This window comes from Acinetobacter sp. WZC-1 (assembly GCF_052544965.1).
Genome location: NZ_CP199370.1, coordinates 759,200 through 784,069, shown reverse-complemented (window position 1 = coordinate 784,069; position 24,870 = coordinate 759,200). Strand labels below are relative to the sequence as shown.

Here is a 24,870-nt window from a genome sequence, read left to right as displayed (position 1 = left end):
TTTTAAATGTTAAGGCAGTATCCATGCGCATGACTTTACGCCAGCTGGCTGTTTTTGTTGCAGTTGCCCAGGAAGGCACTGTCACCCGGGCAAGTGATGCCGTCAGACTGACCCAGAGTGCGGCCAGCATGGCGCTGGCTGACCTGGAAGATGGGCTGGGGACACCGTTGTTTGACCGTCTGGGAAAACGTTTACAGTTAAATGACCTGGGTCGTTTCCTGCTGCCTCAGGCGCTGGAAATTTTAGGTCGCTGTGAAGCGTTTGAACAGGCCGCCAAAGGCGAGTTACAGAGCGTCGACCTGCGTATCGGGGCCACACTGACCATCAGTGATTATCTGATGCCCGATCTGATGGCTGATTTTTTACAGCGTCAGCCTCAGGCACATTTACAGCTTCAGGTGGGCAATACCCGTCAGATGATTGAAGCGGTCAATCAGTTTCAGCTTGATCTGGCGCTGATTGAAGGGTCCTGTCACTTACCTCAGCTGCAATGTATTCACTGGCGCAATGATGAACTTGCAGTCTGCTGTTCGCCGAACCATCCACTGGCTTTACTGGACACACCACTGCAAGCAAGTGATTTTCAGCAGGTCGAATGGATTCTGCGTGAAGAAGGCTCAGGCACCCGTGAAGTTTTTGACAATGCCATACTCAAGGACTTACAGGATGCCACTATTCGTCTGACACTGGGGCACAATGAAGCCATTCTGAAAATCGTCGCAGGCGGCCTGGGCATGTCCTGTATTTCCAGGCTCGCCATTGAACCCTTAAGGGAAAAACACCAATTGGTTATCCTGGACACGCCGTTCTGGCAGCTGACCCGTCCGTTATTTATGTTGGTGCATCGACAAAAATACCAGGGGCCCGGCCTGAAAGCCTTTATGCAATTCTGCAATGAGCAGGTTTAATTGAGTGGATTCAGAGCAAACGCAGCTAAAACGGTGTGCAACATATAAAACAGAAATGATCCTAATGCGATTCAGCAGCCCTGTTCCGATCTTTCCCCAGCAATTCATCCAGGCTTTTTTCAGATAAAATACGATCCGGTAATTTCCCCTGCGCACGGCGCTGTTCAGCAATTCTCCGTTGCTGTTCCAGCATATATAGCTGCAGTTTGACCTCCTGCTCCTGCTGATATTTCCGGTATTGGTCATAACCATATAGCCCCAGATACACCGCAATACACAGACTGAGACCACCTGCCGGCAGCCAGGGCGGAATAATCGATCCTGTCCTCCGGTGCAGCTGCGACTTTTCCCTGCTGTAAATCCGATAGGCTACCCGGGTCTTTATTTTTCGGTAGGAGGAACGCAGTTTTGATTTTCCCGGGTGGCCAACACCGGCAAATACTTTGCTGAAATGGCTGCCTGTGTCCGGTTTCTGCAGTGTTCCAGATTGTGTTGCTGTTGTATCTGTGGCTGACTGTGCAACTGCGGCATCTGCATTCGGTGCAGGATCCTGCTGCTGATCCTGTGGCAGTCCCAACATAGTATCCACAGTTTGATGGACGATATTGTTTTCATCATCCTCCATCACATTCTTAAAATCGAGCCGGACCACATAATTTGCCCGATATTCACCATTTTGTTCCGTAATCAGACACTTGATGCGCTCCCCCAGTTGAGGTGCCAGCCGACTTCTGGGAAAGTCTGTTTCCAGGAAGATCAGCACCTGCTCACTGTCATTCAGCACAATTTTTCCCGATTTTAGACTCGGGTCATAACTCTGGACTGTCCCCTTATGAAACATTTTTTGTTCTCATTATTCTTCAAGTCAACTTAAAAAAAGGAAGCATATTATTGCTTCCTCCAATCCTGCTCAACTTCAGTCTTTTTGCACACTGCCAAAAATTTTATCACCGGCATCCCCCAGCCCGGGAACAATATAGCCATGCTCATTCAGCCCCTGATCAATCGAAGCGGTAAATATGGTCACGTCAGGATGGGCCTGTTCAACTTTTTCAATGCCCTCAGGTGCAGCAACCAGTACCATGACCCGAATGTCCTTACAACCACTGGCTTTCAGGGCATCTATCGCCGCGACCAATGAGCTTCCCGTCGCCAGCATCGGGTCAATAATCATGGCTATTCGGTTCTGAACATCCGGAACCAGTTTTTTATAATAGGTCCGGGCTTCCAGTGTTTCCTCATCACGCTCCAGCCCCAGTACCGACACTTTCGCACTCGGAATCAGGTTTAAAAAACCCTCCAGCATACCAATACCGGCCCGAAGGATGGGAACCACTGTAATTTTCTTGCCTGCAATACGCTGTGCCGTGACCTTACCTGCCCAGCCATCGACATCCTGATCACAGACAGGTAAGTCCTTAGTGGCTTCATAAGTCAACAGCATGGTGATTTCCTGAGCAAGTTCACGAAAATTCTTGGTACTGATCTCTGCACGACGCAATAAACCCAGCTTATGACGAATAAGTGGATGCTGAATTTCCTGGATAGGCACGAATGGACACCTGAAACATAAAAGTAAATTTTAATAATTATAAAGGTTTTTTACCTGAAAAAGAAAAGCCCTCAATCCATGAGGGCTTTTTTTTGTTACACGCATCATCTTATGGATGATTAATGCTGCTGACTCAGAATGGAATGCATCGGTGACAGAATCTCTGACTTTAAAGCCAGGTTAATAATCGGGTCCGGGTAAATACCGATCAGCAGGACCAGTAGAGCCGCTCCCAGCACCATCAATCCACCGACTTTCTGCCCCCAGTGATCAACCGCATCAATACGTGGTTTGTCCGGTGGCGTCATGTACATCACCACCATGACCCGCAGGTAATAATACAAACCGATCCCACTGCCGACAATCACCATGGCTGCCAGCAACCAGTGTTCTGCCGTCACGGCAGCAAGCACCACCATGAACTTACCAATAAATCCGGCAGTCAGTGGAATACCCGCCAATGACAGCATCATCACGGTCAGGGTCGCAGTCAATACCGGACGACGCCAGAACAGCCCGCGGTAATCCGCCAGTGATTCAGCTTCATCCAGATTATTGTATGGGCTGGACATTAACGCAACCGCACCAAAAGCACCAATGGTGGTCAGGGTGTAGGTAATGACATAAACGCTGACACTTCCCAGGCTGGCATAAGTCAGACTGATCAGGGCAATCAGCAAATAACCGAAATGCGCAATGGAGGAATAACCCAGAATCCGTTTCAGATTGACCTGACGTACCGCCAGCAGGTTACCGACCACAATGGACAGTACTGCAAGCACAGTCAGCAGGGTAACCGTTGATGGCACCAGCATGACCCCTGATGTCAGAAGAAAACGAACCATCAGACCAATGGTCGCCACCTTGGCAACAGTCGCAAGGAAAGTTGCAATGGGTGCAGGTGCGCCCTGGTACACATCCGGTGTCCATTTATGAAATGGAGCCAGCGACAGTTTGAAGGCAATGGCCATAATCATCAGACCCATGCCCAGCAGAATCATCGGCTGTACAAAGAACAGCTTTAATTGATCCACAAAATCCTTCAGATCAGTAATCTGACCGGCCTGGGCCAGCTGGTTGCCATATAAGCCCGGGAAGTTGCTGAACGACAATGTTCCGGTGTAGGCATAGACATAGGCCATCCCCATCAGCAACATGGCAGATGCTGTGGCAGAAAGCACCAGGTACTTAATGCCCGCTTCCAGCGATCCGGCACGCTGATGCGTATAGGCCAGCAGGCCATACACAGGAATGGACATCAGTTCCAGACTGATAAAGAACGAAGCATAATGGGAACTGGTCACCATTAGCATTGCCCCGGCCACGGAAATCAGCATCAGGATATAAAGCTCTTCACGATGATCCCGATAGCCTTCAATATAGGCATGTGACAGTGTACAGCAGGCCAGTGCAGCAATCAGTATGATCAGCTGATACAGCAGGGTAAATGAATCAATCGTGAACAGGCCCATGACATTGGGTGATGCATGGATACCACCGAACATCACCAGTACAATATTGATGACGGCCAGGTTCAGCCCCACCACAGATACTGTTGCAATTAAATTATGGCTGCGCCTGACTGCGGTCAGAATCATGACCACAATCGCAGTCAGGGCCACAATCATAACAGGCGCCAGCGGCATAAGCTCAGAAAGAGAAAGTGTGAAGTTCATGGCTTACTGGATCTCCACATGTTGTTGGGTCACGACCTGTTGAGTAGCATCAACGATTTCCTGGACCGGCAGATAACTGTTGACAATCCACCCCATACTCGAACTGGAAATATCCAGGAAAGTCTGCGGATAAATTCCCAGCCACACCAGACCAAAGGCACAGATCAGCAGAATCAGCGTTTCACGGGCATTCAGGTCCTTTAACGGATGCTGATAATGTTGCTTCTGTTCTTCATCCGGCGTACCGAATAATGCTTTGTGAATCAGAATTAAACCGTAAAGACCTGCAAAAACCAGGCTCACTGCAGCCAATACAGTAAATACCGGGAAGTTTTTAAAGGAACCCATCAGAATCAGGAATTCACCAATAAAGTTCCCCAGGCCCGGAATACCGACCAGGGCTGCAACAAAGAACATCAGGAAAAATGACAGATACTGGAACTGCCCCCGGATCCCCCCCATCAGACGCAGATCCCGGGTATGCAGACGCTCATAAACCTGACCGCACATAATAAACAGTGCCGCAGAAGACAGACCGTGGGCCAGCATCATAATCATCAGTCCCTGGAAGGTCAGAATATTACCGGCATACAGGGCCAGTAAAATAAAGCCCATATGCGAAATTGACGTATAAGCCAGCAGGCGCTTCATATCGGTTTGCTGGAAAGCACACCATGCCCCGTAGAAAATCCCGATTAAGCCGAAAACAATGGCAATATCTGCAAACTGTGCAGAGGCAGCCGGAAAAAATGGAATCACAAAACGCAATAAACCATAAGCAGCTGTCTTAATCAGAATCCCCGCAAGATCAACAGAACCGGCGGTAGGTGCCTGGGCATGTGCATCCGACAACCAGCCATGCAAGGGGAAAACTGGCAGCTTGACTGCAAAACCAATGAACATACAGATCATTAATGCATAAGCGATGTGTGGTGCCTGCGTATCCAGTGTATTGGCCACGGCAAGCAGATAACTATAATCAAAACGGATCATGCCGGTCATCATGTAGCCATAAACCACCAGGCCCAGAATACCGATCAGCATGATTAAACCCGCCACCTGGGTGTAGATGAAGAATTTAGTTGCTGCATAAACACGCGATTTACCATCTGCACCTTTATGCCCCCAGAGGGCGATCAGGAAGTAAATCGGCACCAGCATCATCTCCCAGAAGAAGAAGAACAGGAACAGATCGATGGCAAGGAATACCCCGATTACACCACCCAGTGACCACAACAGGTTCAGATGGAAGAAACCAACATTTTTCTGGATTTCACCCCATGAACAACCCACCGCCAATACACCCAGCAGTGCAGTCAGCCCCACCATCAGCAGGGACAGACCATCAAGCGCCAGATGAATGCTGATACCCAGCGATTTAATCCATGGTAAATGAAATTCTGCAGCCCAGCTCGGTGCTCTCTGGCCCAGTTCATAACTGAAACCGCCGTGATGCCACAGCAATAGCGTAAGTGCCAGGGTAATGAGCATACCGGCCAATGCAATATAACGCGGTAAATGATCGTCAATTTTGTCGACCAGCCAGCAGATGAAACCTGCAATGAATGGAATCAGAACCAATGCGGGCAAAATTAAATTGTTTGTTGTTTCCATCTTATTTCCCCACGACCTGAGTCACAATCAGCAACATCAGCAGGACCACGCCCCCCAGTAACATACTGGAAGCGTACTCACGTAATGAACCGGTCTGACGTGCACTTGTAAACTGGTTGCCGCCTTTGACAATTGCCGGCAATACAAGCCATAGACGATCCACCGGATCACGACCGGAAATTCGGGTCAGTAACAGGTATGGCTGCACAAATACAATATTGTACAGGGCGTCAAAACCGAATGCATTGCGGCAGATATTGACAAGCCCTGCCCCGAATGACGTTGCTGCAAAGCTTTTTATCGCATGATAGGCAAATGCAAACAGCACAATACCGACCACCAGACCCGCCAGTGCAATACCGACTGCGGTATATTCAGCACTGTGTACGCCTGCTTCAAGCGCTTCAGGAATCACAAAATCAGGAATCCGGGCCGTATTCAGCATATTCATCACCGGCGCTTTTAAGAAATATGCCAGACCGGTGGAAAGCACGGCCAGAATCGCCAGTGGCGCCCAATAGGTCGCTCCCTTAATCTCATGATAAGGCGTTTTCTCTTCACCGAAAAATACTACCCAGATCAGACGGAAGGTATAGATTGAGGTCAGGAATGCTCCAGCCACACCCACCCAGTATAAACTGTGATACAGCGCAACCGATTGTCCCTGAGCCCATACAGCGCCCAGAATCGCATCTTTTGAGAAGAAACCGATGGTAATGAATGGAATGGCAGCCAATGCGCCACCGCCAATCAGGAAGCAGGCAAACAGGAATGGATTTTTTTTGCGTAATCCGCCCATTTTGAAAATATTCTGTTCATGGTGATAAGCAAGAATCACCGCACCGGAAGACAGGAATAATAATGCCTTGAAGAACGCATGAGCCAGCATGTGAAACAGACCGGCCTGATAGGCTTCTGCACCCACGGCCATAAACATATAACCCAGCTGACTCATGGTGGAGTACGCCAGGATCCGTTTGATGTCGGTCTGTACCAATGCTGCAAAACCTGCCACCAGTAAGGTTACCGCACCGGTAATTGAAATGAATTGCATCACTTCAGGCGCCAGCTCAAATACAGAGAACATACGACAGCACAGGTAAACACCTGCGGTTACCATGGTCGCCGCATGGATCAGTGCTGAAACCGGTGTCGGACCAGCCATTGCATCTGCAAGCCAGGTCTGTAATGGAATCTGTGCAGATTTACCGGCAGCACCCAGAAACAGCATCAGTGCCGTCCACAGGGTCAGTGAGGAGCTCTGTGTCATCACCTGTGACGCATGCGTCACAATGGTTTCAATATGCAGCGTACCAAATTGCTGATAGATCAGGAACAATGCAATCAGCAAAAATACATCCCCCACACGGGTCACGGTAAATGCCTTGATGGCAGCCATGCCATTTGCCGGGTTCTGATAGTAGTAACCGATCAGCAGATAGGAGCACAGCCCCACACCTTCCCAGCCCAGGAATAATAACGCCAGGTTGTCCGCCAGCACCAGCACCAGCATGCTTGCAACAAACAGGTTAAAGTAAGAGAAGAAACGTGCAAAATCTTCTTCGCCACGCATATACCAGGATGCAAAAATATGAATTAAAAGACCAACACCGGTAATCATGCCCATCATCAGCAATGACAGACCGTCCAGATGCAGACTGATACCCGGCGCAAAACCACCGACATTGAACCATGTCCACAGATGCTGAGCAAAGTACTGCTGACCGCTGCTGCTGAACTCCAGACCGGCAATCAATGCAAATAATGCAGACAGTCCCACTGAACCCACACCTATGACTGCGGCAACAGATTCAGAAAATTTATTCCGACCCGCTGCCAGCAGAATAAAACCAATCAGCGGAAATAAAATTGTGCAATATAAGTAACTCATCCGCGCATCTCACTGGCAGCATCCACATCCAGATGATGGAAGCGATGATAGAACTGAAGAACAATCGCAAGACCGATACACGCCTCTGCCGCGGCAAGTGTCAGGATCAGAATGAACATAATCTGTCCATCCGGCTGCACCCATGCACTGCCTGCAACAACAAATGCAAGCGCCGCTGCATTCATCATGATTTCAAGGCTCATTAACATAAATAACAGGTTCCGTCTTACCATCACCCCATAGAAACCGAGTGCAAAAAGGATGGACGCAACGACCAGACCATGTTCCAAAGGAATGTTGCCCATTATTCTCTTTCCTCTTCTTCTGCAGCGGGTTCACGCTTGCCCAGATGAAATGCTGCGACCAGTGCCGCAAGCAACAGCATTGCAGCAACTTCAACCAGCAATAAATAATGTGTAAAAAGCGCCTGGCCCACTGCTTTGGGACCGACCATTTCAGTGCCGAGCATCACACCGCGGGTGGTATACTCCGGAGACAGCATCCACACCAGGCTCAGACCCAACAGAAAGCTCAGCAGTGCCGGATAGGCCCAGGTTTCCGATGTCATCCATTTGCGCTCCTGGTCCACCGTATGCTGACCAAGATTCAACATCATGACCACAAAGACAAATAACACCATGATCGCACCTGCATAGACAATCACTTCAAGTGCCGCAGCAAAAGGAGCGCCAATGGTCAGGAAAATACCGGCAACTGCCAGTAATGAAACGATCAGGCTTAATAGTGCATGAACCGGGTTTGCATTGGTCACCACACGAATCGTTGCAATAATGGCCACAAGTGCCATCAGATAAAATGGCCACATCATGGTAATAAGCTCCGTACATCAACAGGGGCAGTTTCACGCTGTGCCTGTCCTTTGCCCTTGCCATCAATTGCCATACCGGCAACACGATAGAAATTATAATCGGGATATTTGCCCGGACCGGAAATCAGCAGGTTTTCTTTTTCATAAACCAGGTCCTGACGTACATATTCACCCAGCTCAAAGTCCGGGGTCATCTGAATGGCAGTGGTCGGGCAGGCTTCTTCACACATTCCGCAGAAAATGCAGCGTGAGAAATTAATCCGGAAAAACTCCGGATACCAGCGTCCATCTTCCTTTTCAGCTTTCTGTAATGAAATACAGCCCACCGGACAGGCAACCGCACACAGGTTGCATGCCACACAGCGCTCTTCTCCATCCGGATCACGTGTCAGCACAATACGGCCGCGATAACGTGGCGGTACAATCTGTTCGCCCGGGACTTCAGGATACAGGATTGTGTCACGCTTACGTGTGGCATGGGTAAACACCATCCACAATGTCCGAATAATTGATCCGACTCCAGCCAGAATTTTATACATTTTATACTCCCTGTGCCTAAGCCGCCTGATTGATCAAAATCACAGCACCAGTCACCAGAAGGTTAACCAACGCCAGTGGCAAACAAATTTTCCAGCCGAAATTCATCACCTGGTCATAACGTGGACGCATAAGGGAACCACGGGCCAGAATAAACATCATCATAAAGAATGCTGTTTTGACAATGAACCAGAATACCGGTGGAATAAATGGAATGTCCAGGTTGAATGGCGCCAGCCAGCCACCAAAGAACAAAGTCACCATCAATGCAGAAATCAGGATGATGTTGACGTATTCAGCCACGAAGAACATCCCCCATTTCATGCCACCATATTCCACATGGTAACCTTCGGCCAGTTCCTGTTCTGCTTCCGGCTGGTCAAATGGATGACGGTGTGTGACCGCAACCCCTGCCACCACAAAAATCATGAAGCCCAGGAACTGAGGCACAATGAACCACATATCCCGTTGTGCTTCCACAATCTCACGCAGGTTGAAAGAGCCGGCAATGGCCACGACGCCCATCAGGGAAATCCCCAGGAAGACTTCATAGGAAATGGTCTGAGCCGCAGAACGCAAGCCCCCCAGCAATGCATATTTGTTATTGGATGACCATCCGCCAAACAGCACCGCATACACAGCAATACCCGCCATTGCCATAAAGAACAACAGTCCGATATTCAGATCTGCAACCCCCAGGGTTGGACTGACCGGAATCACCATAAATGACAGCACCGCAGTGGCCATTGCCACCGCTGGAGCCAGTCGGAACGTCAGTTTATCGGCAAATTTTGGTGTCCAGTCTTCCTTGAACATGATTTTCAGCATGTCAGCAACAATCTGGAACATCCCGCCCGGACCGACACGATTGGGTCCATAACGGTCCTGCCATAAAGCCAGTAAACGCCGCTCAATAAAGGACATCAACGCAGCCATTAAAACCACTGCAAGCAAAATAACAACGGCCTGTACCACGGCATAGGCCACCGGCCAGTCCTGTGCCCATGTCGGCAGGGCGCGTAAAGATTCATTCATGTTTACACTCCCACCGCAACAGAGACAGGCTCAGTCAGCGACACAGTTGGGGCCTGCCCCACCGGATAACCAATATACCCCGTCGGTAAATATTCGATCACCTGTACAGGCAGACTGATGGAAGTCTCTCCTGCTTTCACCGTAATTTTCTGCCCATCCTGCACATTTAAGCGTGCTGCATCCTGTTCGCCCACGGCAAAAGCTGCTGCGGGAATACGGGATTGCATGGCCGGTGTTTTCAGCGTGAACTCACCCGACGCAAAAATATGATGCATCGGGACCAGACGGAAACTTTCGGGGTTAGCCAGCAATGCAGCAGGTGCCACATAACTGCGTGCCGGGCGTTTCGGCAACCGGTCAAATAACCGGACACCGGCATCACCCCCCTTTAAGTGACCTCCGACTTCATCCTGATATTTATTCCAGGACTGTGGTGAATTCCAGCCAGGCGCCCATGCAAATGGGATCAGTGAAGAGGCTTTTTGTGGGCCGACATAACCTTCCATTGAGAAAGTCAGTGCCGAATCCACATCAATCGGTTGTTTCGGCTCATGCACGGAAATTGGCGCCCGCATTGCGGTACGACCTGAATAACGCCGTGGTTCACGTGCGATTTTCAGCCCATGAATACGGTAACCTGCATCCGGTGCAACATCCTGAATGGCTTCCAGCGCCGGTACATTGCCGGCCACGGATTCAATCACATCATCCAGCAGAGTCCAGGAAATCGGCTTGCCCTTCATGCCGGTTTCAATGGCATGCAGCCAGCGCCAGGATTCCTTAATCGCATATTCAGGCTTGTAATAACCCGGATCATAAACCTGATAAAACCGCTGCGCCCGGCCTTCCTGGCTGACTACGGTGCCATCACCCTCTGCAAAGCTCGCCGCTGAAAGAACCACAGTCGCTTTATCCAGCGTAGCTGTTTCAGAATGATCCAGCACAATCACATGCTGTGCTTTTGCCAGTGCAGCATTGACCTGACCGGCCGATAGGCGGCGGTATAAATCATTTTCCACAATGATCACGGCATCATAGTCCTGGGCAAATGCCTGTTCCAGGCTTAAACCACCCAGAATTGCTATACCCATGGAGTTAACTTCCGGCACAGTCAGGGTCAGACCGGCATGCGTACCAAGATTCCGGGCAACCTGAGCTGCCGCTTCCATAATAGCCGGATCCTGCAAACTGGTCCCGGAGATAATCAACGGTTTTTTCGCCGCTTTTAACGTATCGGCAATGGTCTGTGCAAATGCTGCTGCATCATCATCCAGACCCGCCACTGCTTCACCTTTCACTGCGGCTGCAACAGCAAAACCCAGTCGGGCAATATCATTGGGGGATGCAACCACTTCACCGGCTGCGATATCCGCAAGACGGGTCTGTGTAGTCGCCAGAATATAAACCGGAGATTTTTCATCCTGCGCAATACGCCGCACAGGTTCAGCCAGCCAATCCTGGGTACGGCGTTCTGCCGCCATTTCCCTTGCTTTATTCTTTGCAGCCTGACGTACAGACAAAGCCATACGTGGTGCTGTCTGCGTCAAATCTTCACCCAGAATCAGTACCGCATCATAAGACTCAATTTCACGCATGCCCGGGTTATACACCCCTTCGGTCTGCATGATGGAAGCTGCCAGTTCCACAAGATTCTGTTCTTTGGTGGATAAACCGGTTGAGAAATGTGTAGGCCCAACCAATTCACGCAGGGCAAAATTACTTTCAAGGCTGGCACGCGGTGAACCGACACCCAATACTTTTTTGCCCTGGATAAGGGTAATGACCTGATCCAGTGCCTGGTCGACAGATACGGTCGTCACCGAACCATCTGAACGGAACTGCGGCTGACGCGGACGGTCAGCAAGGTTGACATAACCGGTACCAAAACGGCCTTTATCACACAGAAAATACTGATTGACTTCACCGTTAAAACGATTTTCCACCCGGCGCAGCTCGCCATAGCGTTCTCCCGGAGAGATGTTACACCCCGAAGAACAGCCCTGGCAGACACTTGGCGCATACTGCATATCCCATTTACGGTTATAGCGTTCTGAATGGGTTTTGTCGGTAAATACCCCGGTTGGACAGACTTCAGTCAGGTTACCGGAAAACTCGGACTCCAGCGTGCCTGATTCCGGGCGGCCAAAGTAAACGTTTGATGCAGCGCCATAGACACCGAAATCGGTTCCGTCTGCATAATCATTGTAATAACGCACACAACGGTAGCATGCGATACAACGGTTCATTTCATGTGCAATGAATGAACCCAGTTCCTGGTTGTGATGCGTCCGTTTGGTAAAACGATAGCGACGCCGGTCATGTCCCGTCATGACGGTCATGTCCTGTAAATGACAATGCCCACCCTCTTCACAGACCGGACAGTCATGCGGGTGGTTGGTCATCAGGAACTCAACAATGGACTCACGAAAGTCCACTGCTTCCTTATCTTCAATTGAAATATAGGTATTATCCGCTGCAGGTGTCATACAGGACATCACCAGCCGTCCACGGGTATCTTCAGGTTTTGCATACTGAATCACCGCACACTGACGGCAGGAACCCACAGAGCCCAGCGATGGATGCCAACAAAAATACGGAATATCAATGCCAAGAGACAGACATGCCTGCAACAGGTTTTCAGACCCGCTGACTTCGTACGATTTTCCATCGACATGAATTGTAGCCATAGTCGAATTCCTTAAGCTTGTTCTGTGTGGCTGGGCTGGGCAACCGGACGATCCGTCACTTTTGCCTCAAACTCGTTACGCCAGTATTTTAGTGCACTCTGTAAAGGTTCCATTGCACCGGGTGCATGGGCACAGAAGGTCTTGCCGATCCATAACTTTCTGGTCAGCTCGGACAGGTGTTCAATGTCTTCCATTTTCCCCTGACCATTTTCCAGTGCCCGCAGCGCCTTGACACTCCAGGGCAGACCATCACGGCACGGCGTACAGAAGCCACAGGATTCACGTGAGAAAAACTCTTCCAGATTACGGGTAGCTGAAACCATGCACTGATTTTCATCAAATACCATCAGCAGGCAGGTTCCCAGCCGTGAACCGGCTTTCATCATGCTGTCTGAATCCATGGGCAGATCAATATGATCGGCCGTCAGGAAGTCAGTCGATGCACCGCCCGGCAACCAGCCTTTCAGGCTTAAGCCATCACGCATACCACCGGCATGCTCTTCAATCACTTCACGTGCCGTGGTGCCAAATGGAAGCTCCCATAATCCCGGGAATTTCACCTTACCGGACGCACCATAAATTTTGGTGCCCGGATCCTTGGATTTATCTGCCGACAGACTGATATACCACTCAGGGCCCCGCAGCATGATGGCCGGCAGGTTATTGAAAGTTTCGACATTATTGACGATCGTCGGACGTCCCCAGGCACCCGCCACCTGTGGAAATGGCGGCTTGGTCCGCGGGTTGGCACGGCGGCCTTCCAGCGAGTTGATTAATGCCGTTTCTTCACCGCAGATATAACGCCCTGCTCCGGTATGCACATGCAGATCAAAGCTCCAGCCGGTCCCGAGAATATTATCTCCCAGATAGCCTTTGGTCCGGACCTGCTCAAGTGCCTGATTCAGATAAGCAGCCGCTTCAATATATTCACCACGGATAAAGATATAACCCTGCGTTGCTTCCAGGGTATAGGCTGCGATCAACATTCCTTCAATCAGCTGATGCGGAAGTCGTTCCATCAGCAGACGGTCCTTGAACGTCCCCGGCTCCATTTCATCGGCATTACAGATCAGGTAACGGGCACCGGAATGATCATTCGGCGCCATCAATGACCATTTAATTCCTGCCGGGAAGCCGGCACCACCACGGCCTTTTACCGTTGCGGCCTTAATCACTTCCAGTACTTCTGCCGGTTGCATGCCAACTGCTTTTTTCAGGGCAGCATAGCCTTCGAGTGCTTCGTAATCATCCACGCTACGGACATGTTCCTGTTTACTCAGACGCCACGTCAGTGGATGAGTTTCCGGGTTGCCGTCGCCATAAATTGGTTTTGGTTCAGTATTCATACATACTTCTCCAGTAACTGTTTCACTGATGCCACATCCACAAGGCCGTGGGTATCTTCGTCAATCATCAGGGTTGGACCTTTGTCGCAATTCCCCAGACAGCAAATCGGCAGCAGGGTAAAACGCCCATCTGCGGTGGTCTGACCATACTGGATACCCAGTTCACGCTGAAACGCTTCTGCCAGGGTTTCTGCCCCCATCAGAAAGCAGGCAATCGAGTCACATAATAAAATCACATGTCGACCGACCGGCTGGCGATAAATCCGGTTATAAAAGGTGGCAACACCTTCCAGCTCAGCGGTGCTGATTTCCAGCAACTGGGCAATAGCGTTCAACTGTGCATCATCCACCCAGCCATTCCGGCGCTGCACATGTTTCAGTGCATCCAGTGAGGCTGCACGTGGGTAAGGATAGTGACCAATGTGATGCTGAATTTCATGAATCTCATCAGGGGTTAGAATCCCCTCAACATGCACACGTGGTTTTTTATCAGTCAAAATCATCATAATGCGTTTACCCCTTAGCGATCCACGTCAGCCATGACCACGTCAATGGTGGCCAGATAAATGATCAGATCTGAAACAAGGCTGCCGTTAATCACGGAAGGAATTTGCTGCAGGTGCGTAAAAGTCGGTGTGCGAATTCGGGTCCGGTAACTCATGGTTGACTTATCTGAAGTCAGATAATAGTTGGACGCCCCTTTCACCACTTCAGCCATGACAGAGGACTCTCCTGCCGGCATGACAGGCCCCCATGACACACTCAGGAAGTGAGTGATCAGGGTTTCAATATCCTGCAGGGTTTTGTCCTTCGGTGGCGGTACCGCCAGTGGATGATCGGCCTTATATGGGCCGGATGGCATGTTGTCCAGGCACTGTTTTACAATTTTCAGTGACTCATTAATTTCATGGAAGTGAACCAGTACACGGGCATAGGCATCGCCTTCATACTCAAGCGGCACTTCAAAGTCATAATTTTCATAACCACTATATGGACGGTACTTACGCACATCAAAATCAATACCGGTCGCACGCAATCCGGTACCGGTCACACCCCAGGCCAATGCAGATTTTGCATCATACTGTGCCACATTACGGGTCCGGCCGATAAATACCGAGTTTTTCAGTGCTGCGGTGTAATATTCATTCATGCGTTTCGGCATCCATTCGAGAATATCCCGAATGAGTTTTTGCCAGTTATTCGGCAGATCATGCGCCGTTCCACCAATGCGGAACCAGGCCGGATGCATACGGAAGCCGGTAATGGCCTCAATCGCATCATAAATTTTCTGACGGTCAGCAAACATATAAAATACCGGTGTCATCCCACCGGCATCCTGGATTGCCGTACCGATGTACAGCAAGTGGTTATTGATGCGGAATAATTCAGACATCATAACCCGGATACACTGTGCACGGTCGGGCACCGTAATCCCTGCCAGTTGTTCCACGCCCATCACATAGGGCATGTTCTGCGCACAACCGCCCAGGTAGTCCACACGATCGGTATAGGGAATAAATGAATGCCAGGTCTGACGTTCCGCCATCTTCTCCACACCACGGTGGTGATAACCGATATCCGGTACGCAGTCCTTGACTTCCTCACCATCCAGCTGAAGAATGATACGGAAAGCACCATGTGCAGACGGGTGGTTAGGGCCTAAGTTCAGGAACATGAAGTCTTCATCGGCATTGCCGCGTTTCAGCCCCCAGTCTTCCGGAACAAAGCGCAGGTGTTCCTGCTCAAAATCCTGTTTTGCCCTGTCCTGCATATACGGCGTATATTCTGTGGCACGGGCCGAATATTCCTTACGCAGTGGATGGCCTTCCCAGTAGGTTGGCAGCAGAATCCGACGCAGCATGGGATGTCCATCAAAATTGATCCCGAACATGTCGTAGGCTTCACGCTCATACCAATTGGCATTTGGCCAGATCGTCGTTGCCGTGGCAATATTCAGATCGGACTCATTCAGCGCCACTTTAATACGAATATCGCTATTACGTTCCAGCGAAAGTAGGTGATAAAACACCGTAAAATCCGATGCAGGCAAGCCATCACGCTGGGTCCGCAGGCGCTCATCCACAGCAGACAGATCAAACAGCATCACATAGGGACGTGATACCGTACGCAGGTACATCAGAACATCCTGTACCCGTGCGCGTTCAACCCAGACGGTCGGAAAATTTTCACAAGTCGGTTGCACGTAGAAATTCTCACCAAACCTGGTTTTGAGATCTTCTACAATGGCAAATGCAGGGCGGGAATCGGCAGGTACCGATTCTGGCATAGCAATTTCTGTTTCAGCCATTGGCTTGGCTTCCTATTTAATACAAATTCTGTCATTTTTCCCGATGACCATATCCACTCGATATGTCAATCATTCATCGGGGACAATTACTTAATTTCATCCATGGAACGCAGGTTTTTCACCGCAATGCGTTCAGCATTCTTACGCTCACGTTCCGGCATCATCTTCGGCTTATACACCGGCTGAAGATCATCACCGATCACGGCAGAAAGAGGACGCCGTTCCAGCTGAATCTGATCCTGCAGCAACAGCAGCGCCTGCGTCAGTGCTTCCGGACGTGGCGGGCAACCCGGCACATAAACATCTACCGGAATAATTTTATCAACGCCCTGCACCACGGAATAAATATCGTACATACCACCGGAGTTTGCACAGGCCCCCATGGAGATGACCCATTTCGGTTCAAGCATCTGTTCATATAAACGCTGAATGACCGGCGCCATTTTGACAAAGCAGGTTCCTGCAACAATCATCAGATCGGCCTGCCGCGGCGACGCACGAATCACCTCGGCACCAAAGCGTGACAGGTCATGTACTCCGGTCAGGGTTGTGGCATATTCCACATAGCAGCAGGATGTGCCAAAGTTAAATGGCCAGACTGAGTTTTTACGCCCCCAATTGACCACGTTATGCATGACATCTTCCAGACGGGTCATAAACACGTTTTTATTGACTTCTTCTTCCAGTGGATCCGTCACAATCTGACGTTCCTGAAGCGGATACTGGCTGGCTTCTGGATTCGCGCGGGTCAGCGTATATTTCATCCCGGTTACTCCTTATCAGATGTCGTGGTCAGTGTTTTGTTCTTCACACGACCGGATGACTGGGCAGGAATCTGTCCTGTAGGGTCCATCACCAGCTCTTCAATGGAATTGAAGCGGGTAATTTCTGCGAGGTCCATATTCGGTGAACCGACTTTAGCTTTAATCCCTGCTGCCTTACGACGATCCGAAGGAGCCCAGTTCAGCGCACCGGTCGAAAACTCATAAATCAGACCAGCCAGTAACACCAGAATAAATATCGCAGCTGCTGTAAAGCCAATCCAGCCGGTTTCACGTACTGTATTGGCCCATGCATAGAGATAGAGCGCTTCCAGATCAAACACGACAAAAAAGATGGCGACCAGATAGAATTTTGCAGACAACCGTATGCGTGCACCACCGGCACTGACCACACCTGACTCAAATTGTTCCTGCTTGGCACGCCCCCACGCCTTACCACCGAGGAGTAAGGGAACAGTCAGCATAAAGACACACAGAAATGTAACACCGATCACGAAGGCAATAATTGCCCAATCGTATGGAGTAATGGCACTCATGCGGGGATAACTCCTGGCAGGCCTATTTATTTAACAGAGAAATCTATGTATTGGCGCTTAAATATGCCAGACATAAAATAAATTCCAGACAATTGTACCTGATTTATGATTTCTGTTGCTAGTTTACGGGGTAAAGTCTTTCAGGTGATTTTTTAATCAAAACCGGTTATTCACGTGATTTCAGGCGATTATGGCACCCTGTAATCGCTTTACCAAATCCCCGGGTGATTCATGATGATTTTTTCCGAACATTTTTTACTGCTGCCACATTATGAATCATAAATCAGTCACTTAAACCGGACCAATCCAACAGCACCGACTTTTCAGACAGACACCTGTCATACACTTTTCATTTCACCCCACCGACTGTCCGGATTGCCAATAACCATTTATATTTTGTTACACTTTGCACGAACAATGTTCAGTAATTGACCTGAAAATTTTAAAAAACCCCGGTTTCCCCCAGGAAAAAGACCACTACAAATTCTCGATTTATGATATTTGTAATCATTTTTCAACGCATATTGCCAAAAAATAAAGCTCTCATCTCACAGAACTTCCAGCCCCGGTTGCAATCAGACCCTGTTACAGTCAGACCATTTCAGAAACCAGCGAATACCGCAACCCCACCAGATCCGATATGAAAATCAGCCCCGCCCCATGCCATATACCGATATTTTTACTGGATCTTCAATTCAACAACACGCTTCAATAACACGCATTAATTAACTTTATACAATTCAGCCCGGTTTCATGTGTATGCTTAAGCCAATAAGAACGGAGTACAACAGTCATGAACCTGAACTATGCACATAAACCCAATTATTTTTTATTTGCACAGCTGTTAATTCGCCACATTGAGGGGTATGTCAAAAAGCATCCTGATGCCAGTAATGCCATTTTTGACCTGCGTGATATTTATGAAATATTCCGTCATGACCTGGCATCGACCACGACCAATCTTGAGGGAATTCTGAATATTGCCGATGAATACACCATTGAGACCATCAATGGCGATAAAAAAATCATCAGCAGCTATAAAATTGATGCTGAACAGAACAGCCTGTTAATTGATTTTAATACAGATGCATTGGGCGCACTCAAAGACGGCAAGCGCATTATGGAACCGGATGCCACCAGCTACGAATAAACATTCAGCAACATAAAAATAATCAAAGCGCCTGACAGGCGCTTTGATTATTTGGATACATGTTTATTTGCTTTTAACGCTTGCCTTACCGGCTTCTTTCACCAACTTGCTATCATCGCGCTCTTTGACCGATGATTTTTTATCCATACTTTTATTAACAATATCCAGCCTCAGACTTTTTTCTTTTTAAATCGCTGCATTGGCCATGACATGGTAAAACGTGCACCGCCCAGTTCCGGACTCTGATCCACTTCAATCTTCCCGCCAAACCAATAGGCAATACGACTGACAATTGACAAGCCCAGTCCATAACCGCCTGAAGCCCGGGTACGACTGTCATCCAGTCGGGAAAATGCCTCAAATACCCGTTCACGGTCTTCCTCAGGGATTCCCGGTCCATCGTCTTCTATACAGACATAGGCCATGCCGCTGACAATATTGACACCACCGCTGATCTTCACCCGATGATCACAGTATCTGACGGCATTGCCCACCAGGTTCTGTACCACCCGATGCAGATAACGTCTTTCAGCATCCACCGTGACATTGGTCGAAAGCGGTTTCAGATCAATGATTTTCTGGGTTTTCAGGGCTTCGGTTTCAACAGCCACCTGTTGCAGCACATCCACCAGCACAATGTTCTCAAAATCCAGTGAAGGCGTTCCCTGTTCCAGCTTGGCATAGGTCATGATCTCATCAATCAGGGTATTCAGTGCTTCAATATCCTTATCGATCATTTCCATCTGATGCATACGGTGTTCATATTCATCTTCATCCGCCAGCATTTCCATACCGAAACGAATCCGGGCCACCGGGGTCCTGAGCTCATGCGATACCGCCCGCATCAGCTCCCGCTGTGCTTCAATCAGACGCTGAATATGATCCGACATGCTGTTATAACTGGAGGCCAGGCTGGCCATTTCGTCATATCCCTCCACAGGAACCCGGATGGACATATCCCCGGTCTTCATGACATCCAGTGCATCATTGACCTGCCGGACCTTGCGCTGAATGGGAACAATCAGACCGTAAACACCAAGGCTGAGCAGGAACATACTGAGCAGGGTAATTCCGGCGGCCAGTTTGAATGGCATCCAGTTGAACATGGGAACCGGCCCCATCACCAATACGGACCCCGGCACATTGGACATCGGAGAAACAATGGAGATGGTGGTGCCCCGCTCTGTTGCACTGTCCCGGTATAAAATAACGCTCTGATCTGCCCGCAGCCTGCCAATCTGTTCAGAATCCAGATTCATTTCTGTAGTTTTCCGAACACTGACCGGATAGTAAAAGTGCTGCTGGATTTTTTCCAGATACTGTTGTTCCTGGCCCGGGTAGTACACCAGATAATCCAGAATAAAGACCGGCAATGCCTTCATCTGACGTTCGCCGATGGCATCAATTTTGATATAAAGATAATGTGTGGGGTCGTTCCTGATCCCAATCACCAGATAGGCAACCCCCTGTTCAGCATCGTAACGAACCACGGCTTTCTGATTTTCTATGCGCTTCTGTTCAGTACGTGACAAATCAATTTTATGGGTATCCAGATAATAAATCGGGAGTTCCAGCAAATCCGCAGCATCCGAAATCCAGTCCATTTTCTGCTGATGCGTCTGCTGCCTTGCCACGCCCTCGCTGATGACATAGGAAATACCGTCAGTCAGTGATTCACGATATTCCTGCGCACGCTGATAGTTGATGATCTGAACCAGCAGATATCCAAAAATCGCCACCAGAAATACAAGAATAACGAGTCCTGCGTAAATACGCAGAAATATGCTGTGTTTTAACACATGATTTTCCCTGATAAAGGAATAGGCTGCCTAAGCCGGAATCAGCTTACAGCCCATTGGTTTCCTTAACAAAAAGATAACCCTTACTGCGTACTGTTTTAATGCGTTTCGGATTTTCAGGATCATCCCCGATTTTCGGACGGATCCGTGAAATACGCACATCAATTGAACGGTCCTGACCGTCATACTCGATGCCACGCAGGCGCTCAAAGATGTCCTCACGGGAAAGAATACGTCCGGCATTGGAGGCCAGTAACCATAACAGGTCATATTCAGCACTGGTAAAATCAACCAGTTCACCATTCAGCGTGACCGAACGGCCACCATTGTCAATCACCAGGTCGTCAAATTCGATACGCTGCGCCACTTCATCCTCAGGCGCTTTATCGGTACGGCGCAGCAATGCGCGAATCCGTGCCAGCAACACCCGTGGCTGCACCGGCTTGGCCACATAATCGTCCGCACCCATTTCAAGACCCAACACCTGGTCCATGTCTTCGGTCCGTGCGGTCAGCATCAGAATCGGCTGATGATAATGCGGTCTGACTTCACGGCATACGGTCAGGCCATCTGCGCCAGGCAACATCACATCCAGCACCACCAGATCCGGCTGCTCTGCAATAATACGGCGGATTGCGCGATTGCCATCCGGTTCCACACCAACTTCCAGCCCATTTCGGATTAAATATTCCTGAGTCAGACGTGCAAGACGTTCATCATCTTCAACAATTAAAATTTTGGGTAACTTCTCTTCCTGGCTCATAATTTGCCCCTGTATTTGCTATGGTTACTGCATAAAGTCCGCAGATTCAATACGCTATGCATTGCAATATACACACGTTTACATTGTAAACAAGACCCTTTTCACCAAACTGATACATGAGCGTTGCGTTTTGTTATACTTTTATTAATTGTTGAATTTTCTCTACTTTTCCCATCCCCTGTTTCATTCAGGCTTCTGCTGAAGACATTTGTCCTGCATGAAATATTTTTATACAAAATATTTCATCGTCAGTGACACCCGGGAAACCCATAAAAATTGTTTTCAGTTATTCACAGGGTTATCCATAAGCAGTTTTTCCAATCGCTGTTATGCTATCTCATTGTCAAATAAGACATATAAAAAAAGTGGCTGTAACGGGATCGGTTCTCCTCTGTTTTTTTCATATTTTCAGCAAAATTTTTTATTGAAAGTCAATATTGATCTCCCCGGAAAATTCCCGTATCTTGTGTTTTAAATTCAATCAAACCACTAAGTCTTGTGTTTAGTCCTAAAATATCGTGGTCCATGACCCCCGGTTCAAACGGTCCATAAACATAACAATGATGCCAATGGAGCTATGCTGACAATGAGCACTATTACAACCCCGGGCCAACTCCAGGTGATTAAACGCACCGGTGATGTTGCCGCTTTTGACGCAGATAAAATTGCTGTTGCAATTGGTAAGGCTTTCCTGGCCGTTGAGGGCCAGCAAAGTGCAGATTCAAGCCGTATTCATGACCGTATTACCCAGTTAACCGAAATGGTGATGAATACCTTCAATCGTCGTCTGCCTTCAGGCGGCACCATTCATATTGAAGAAATTCAGGATCAGGTTGAACTGGCGCTCATGCGTACCGGTGAACAGAAGATTGCCCGGGCTTACGTCATTTACCGCGAACAACGGACCACAGCACGGCAACAGACCGGCGCGCATCATCATCCGACACTGCAGATTACCGATTATAACGGTCAGCTTCAGCCGCTGGACCTGGGCAAGCTACAGGCCACCATTGAAAAAGCCAGTGAAGGCCTGGAAGGTATTAATGTTCAGGCCATTGTCGATGAAACCGTTAAAAACCTCTATAACGGAGTAAAACAGTCTGACATCTCCACCACCATGCTGATGGCGACACGGACCCGTATTGAACAGGAACCGAACTACACCTATGTAACTGCACGCTTACTATGTGATGACCTGGTGGCAACCGGACTGAAATTCCTGGGCTTATCAACCGACACCCCGGAAGGCGATGCGCTGGAAACATTCCTGAAAAAAGGGGCCGAACTGGAGCTGCTGTCACCTGAACTGCTGAACTTTGACCTGGTTAAACTGGCTGCAGCCATTCAGCCGGAACGTTCCGCTCAATTCACTTATCTGGGTTTGCAGACCTTATTTGACCGCTATTTCATTCATTCGGATGGAGTTCGTTTTGAACTGCCACAGCTGTTCTTCATGCGTGTTGCCATGGGCCTGAGTGTTGAGGAAGATAACCGGGAAGACCGTGCCATTGAGTTCTACAACCTGCTGTCCAGCTTTGACTATATGGCCTCCACGCCAACGCTGTTTAACTCCGGCACCCTGCGTCCGCAATTGTCCAGCTGCTATCTGACCACCATTGATGATAATTTGTATGACATTTACGGGGCAATGCGGGATAACGCCATGTTGTCCAAGTGGGCTGGTGGACTGGGCAATGACTGGACACCGGTTCGTGCGCTGAATTCGTACATCAAGGGAACCAATGGGAAATCCCAGGGTGTGGTGCCTTTCCTGAAAGTGGCCAACGATACCGCTGTTGCCGTGAACCAGGGCGGTAAGCGTAAGGGGGCCGTCTGTGCCTACCTGGAAACCTGGCATCTGGACATTGAAGAGTTCCTGGAATTGCGTAAAAACACCGGAGACGACCGTCGTCGTACCCATGACATGAACACAGCCAACTGGGTTCCGGATGTATTTATGCAGCGTGTGTTTGAAGATGCGGAATGGACCCTGTTCACCCCGTCCGAGGTCCCGGATCTGCACGATCTGACCGGCACCGTATTTGCTGAACGCTATGCCTATTATGAAAGTGTTGCCAAAGAAAAGAACCTGCTGCACAAGAAAATCCGGGCAAAAGACCTATGGCGTAAAATGCTGTCCATGCTGTTTGAAACCGGGCATCCGTGGATCACATTCAAGGATGTCTGTAACTTACGTTCACCGCAACAGCATATCGGTGTGGTTCACTCATCCAACCTGTGTACTGAAATCACACTGAATACCAATAAGGATGAAATTGCCGTATGTAACCTGGGTTCCATCAACCTGGTACAGCATGTGCAGGGCGGCGTGCTGGATCGTGAAAAACTGGCACGTACCGTTAAAACAGCGGTTCGCATGCTCGATAACGTGATTGACATTAACTACTATGCTGTGCCGCAGGCCAAAAACTCCAACCTGAAACACCGCCCAGTCGGTATGGGCATTATGGGTTTCCAGGATGCGCTGTATGAAATGAAACTGGCCTATGGTTCAGATGAAGCGGTGGATTTTGCCGATGAATCCATGGAAGTCATCAGCTACTACGCCATTCAGACCTCCAGCGATCTGGCCATTGAACGCGGTGTTTATGAAACTTTTAAAGGATCCTTGTGGGATCAGGGCATTCTGCCGATCGACTCACTGGATCTGGTCGCAAAAACACGGCCGGAACGTATGTTTGAGGTAGATCGTACTCAACGTCTGGACTGGGACAGCCTGCGTGCCAAAGTTCAGAAAGACGGAATGCGCAACTCCAATGTGATGGCGATTGCACCGACTGCCACCATCTCCAATATCTGTGGTGTGTCTCAGTCGATTGAACCGACATTCCAGAACCTGTACGTCAAATCCAATCTGTCCGGTGAGTTTACCGTGATTAATCCTTACCTGGTCCGTGCATTGAAGGAACATGGTTTGTGGGATTCGGTCATGGTCAACGACCTGAAACACTTTGAAGGTTCGGTACAAAAAATTGCCCGGATTCCTGAACAGCTTAAAGCCATTTTTGCAACTGCATTTGAAGTGGAGCCCCGTTGGATTGTCGATGCTGCATCACGTCGCCAGAAATGGATTGATCAGGCACAGTCACTGAACCTGTATATTGCCGGTGCAAATGGTAAGAAACTGGACATCACCTACAAAATGGCCTGGTTACGTGGTCTGAAAACCACCTATTACCTGCGAGCACTGGGTGCAACTTCTGCAGAAAAATCGACCATTAATACCGGTGCATTAAATGCAGTCAAAACCACCACTGTTGCCGCCCCGGCTGCCGCTGTTGTTCAGCAGGAAATCAAAGCTGAAACCCCGGCTGTTGCAGAAGATGGCTTCGCTCAGGCCGCCCCGGTACCGATGGCGTGTTCAATTGACAATCCTGATTGTGAAGCCTGTCAGTAATCTAAGGTTCTTCTTCAGGCTGACGATTTAAACCGTCAG

General features: G+C 49.2%; 20 protein-coding genes. 3 read left to right on the top strand and 17 right to left on the bottom strand.

Annotated features, from left to right (window positions below; genetic code table 11):
* Positions 1–23 precede the first annotated feature (23 nt).
* On the top strand, positions 24–908 hold the full coding sequence (gene gigC, locus ACT6PV_RS03735) for a LysR family transcriptional regulator GigC (protein ID WP_445115142.1): 885 nt from the start codon (positions 24–26) through the stop codon (positions 906–908).
* Between the two features lie 61 nt (positions 909–969).
* Here gigC and ACT6PV_RS03730 read toward each other — a convergent pair whose 3' ends face one another.
* From ACT6PV_RS03730 to ndhC, 15 genes are all read right to left on the bottom strand, one after another.
* Positions 970–1,749, bottom strand: a complete 780-nt coding sequence (locus tag ACT6PV_RS03730) for a hypothetical protein (RefSeq protein WP_445115141.1) — start codon at positions 1,747–1,749, stop codon at positions 970–972.
* 75 nt (positions 1,750–1,824) lie between these two features.
* Positions 1,825–2,460, bottom strand: a complete 636-nt coding sequence (gene upp, locus ACT6PV_RS03725; protein WP_445115140.1) for a uracil phosphoribosyltransferase — start codon at positions 2,458–2,460, stop codon at positions 1,825–1,827.
* A 119-nt stretch (positions 2,461–2,579) separates the two neighbouring features.
* The gene (nuoN, locus tag ACT6PV_RS03720) at positions 2,580–4,136 is read right to left on the bottom strand and encodes an NADH-quinone oxidoreductase subunit NuoN (RefSeq protein ID WP_445115139.1); all 1,557 of its coding nucleotides are present in this window, start codon (positions 4,134–4,136) and stop codon (positions 2,580–2,582) included.
* Between the two features lie 3 nt (positions 4,137–4,139).
* Complete coding sequence (gene nuoM, locus ACT6PV_RS03715) at positions 4,140–5,750, bottom strand: NADH-quinone oxidoreductase subunit M (RefSeq protein ID WP_445115138.1); 1,611 nt, start codon at positions 5,748–5,750, stop codon at positions 4,140–4,142.
* A 1-nt stretch (position 5,751) separates the two neighbouring features.
* Entirely contained in the window at positions 5,752–7,641 is a 1,890-nt protein-coding gene (gene nuoL, locus ACT6PV_RS03710) for an NADH-quinone oxidoreductase subunit L (RefSeq protein WP_445115137.1), read from the bottom strand.
* Positions 7,638–7,946, bottom strand: coding sequence for an NADH-quinone oxidoreductase subunit NuoK (gene nuoK / locus ACT6PV_RS03705; RefSeq protein ID WP_445115136.1), 309 nt, complete (start codon positions 7,944–7,946; stop codon positions 7,638–7,640). The genes nuoL and nuoK overlap by 4 nt, the downstream gene beginning before the upstream one ends.
* Positions 7,946–8,467 carry an NADH-quinone oxidoreductase subunit J gene (gene nuoJ, locus ACT6PV_RS03700; protein WP_445117019.1) on the bottom strand — a complete coding sequence of 174 codons (522 nt, stop codon included), beginning with the start codon at positions 8,465–8,467 and terminating at the stop codon, positions 7,946–7,948. The genes nuoK and nuoJ overlap by 1 nt, the downstream gene beginning before the upstream one ends.
* A complete protein-coding gene (nuoI, locus tag ACT6PV_RS03695; RefSeq protein ID WP_445115135.1) occupies positions 8,467–9,009 on the bottom strand; it encodes an NADH-quinone oxidoreductase subunit NuoI in 543 nt (180 codons plus the stop codon). The genes nuoJ and nuoI overlap by 1 nt, the downstream gene beginning before the upstream one ends.
* Before the next feature lie 16 nt (positions 9,010–9,025).
* Entirely contained in the window at positions 9,026–10,042 is a 1,017-nt protein-coding gene (gene nuoH, locus ACT6PV_RS03690) for an NADH-quinone oxidoreductase subunit NuoH (RefSeq protein WP_445115134.1), read from the bottom strand.
* 2 nt (positions 10,043–10,044) lie between these two features.
* On the bottom strand, positions 10,045–12,729 hold the full coding sequence (nuoG, locus tag ACT6PV_RS03685; protein ID WP_445115133.1) for an NADH-quinone oxidoreductase subunit NuoG: 2,685 nt from the start codon (positions 12,727–12,729) through the stop codon (positions 10,045–10,047).
* Positions 12,730–12,740: 11 nt separating this feature from the next.
* Positions 12,741–14,075, bottom strand: a complete 1,335-nt coding sequence (nuoF, locus tag ACT6PV_RS03680) for an NADH-quinone oxidoreductase subunit NuoF (protein WP_445115132.1) — start codon at positions 14,073–14,075, stop codon at positions 12,741–12,743.
* Entirely contained in the window at positions 14,072–14,581 is a 510-nt protein-coding gene (nuoE, locus tag ACT6PV_RS03675; RefSeq protein ID WP_445115131.1) for an NADH-quinone oxidoreductase subunit NuoE, read from the bottom strand. Before nuoE ends, nuoF begins: the two co-directional genes overlap by 4 nt.
* A 14-nt stretch (positions 14,582–14,595) precedes the next feature.
* Positions 14,596–16,383 carry an NADH-quinone oxidoreductase subunit C/D gene (gene nuoC / locus ACT6PV_RS03670; protein WP_445115130.1) on the bottom strand — a complete coding sequence of 596 codons (1,788 nt, stop codon included), beginning with the start codon at positions 16,381–16,383 and terminating at the stop codon, positions 14,596–14,598.
* An 86-nt stretch (positions 16,384–16,469) separates the two neighbouring features.
* The gene (locus ACT6PV_RS03665; protein WP_445115129.1) at positions 16,470–17,147 is read right to left on the bottom strand and encodes a NuoB/complex I 20 kDa subunit family protein; all 678 of its coding nucleotides are present in this window, start codon (positions 17,145–17,147) and stop codon (positions 16,470–16,472) included.
* Between the two features lie 5 nt (positions 17,148–17,152).
* Positions 17,153–17,701, bottom strand: coding sequence for an NADH-quinone oxidoreductase subunit A (ndhC, locus tag ACT6PV_RS03660; RefSeq protein WP_445115128.1), 549 nt, complete (start codon positions 17,699–17,701; stop codon positions 17,153–17,155).
* A gap of 793 nt (positions 17,702–18,494) precedes the next feature.
* On the opposite strand from ndhC, the gene ACT6PV_RS03655 reads away from it, so the two are divergent.
* A complete protein-coding gene (locus ACT6PV_RS03655) occupies positions 18,495–18,851 on the top strand; it encodes a hypothetical protein (protein WP_445115127.1) in 357 nt (118 codons plus the stop codon).
* Between the two features lie 170 nt (positions 18,852–19,021).
* Here the strand turns inward: ACT6PV_RS03655 and bfmS are convergent, their stop codons facing one another.
* Positions 19,022–20,650, bottom strand: coding sequence for a sensor histidine kinase BfmS (bfmS, locus tag ACT6PV_RS03650; protein ID WP_445115126.1), 1,629 nt, complete (start codon positions 20,648–20,650; stop codon positions 19,022–19,024).
* 46 nt (positions 20,651–20,696) lie between these two features.
* Positions 20,697–21,413: a response regulator transcription factor BfmR gene (gene bfmR / locus ACT6PV_RS03645; protein WP_010115106.1), complete on the bottom strand. Its 717-nt coding sequence runs from the start codon at positions 21,411–21,413 to the stop codon at positions 20,697–20,699.
* A 577-nt stretch (positions 21,414–21,990) separates the two neighbouring features.
* Between bfmR and ACT6PV_RS03640 the strand changes: the two genes are divergently transcribed.
* On the top strand, positions 21,991–24,831 hold the full coding sequence (locus ACT6PV_RS03640; RefSeq protein ID WP_445115125.1) for a ribonucleoside-diphosphate reductase subunit alpha: 2,841 nt from the start codon (positions 21,991–21,993) through the stop codon (positions 24,829–24,831).
* The last annotated feature ends 39 nt before the right edge of the window (positions 24,832–24,870 follow it).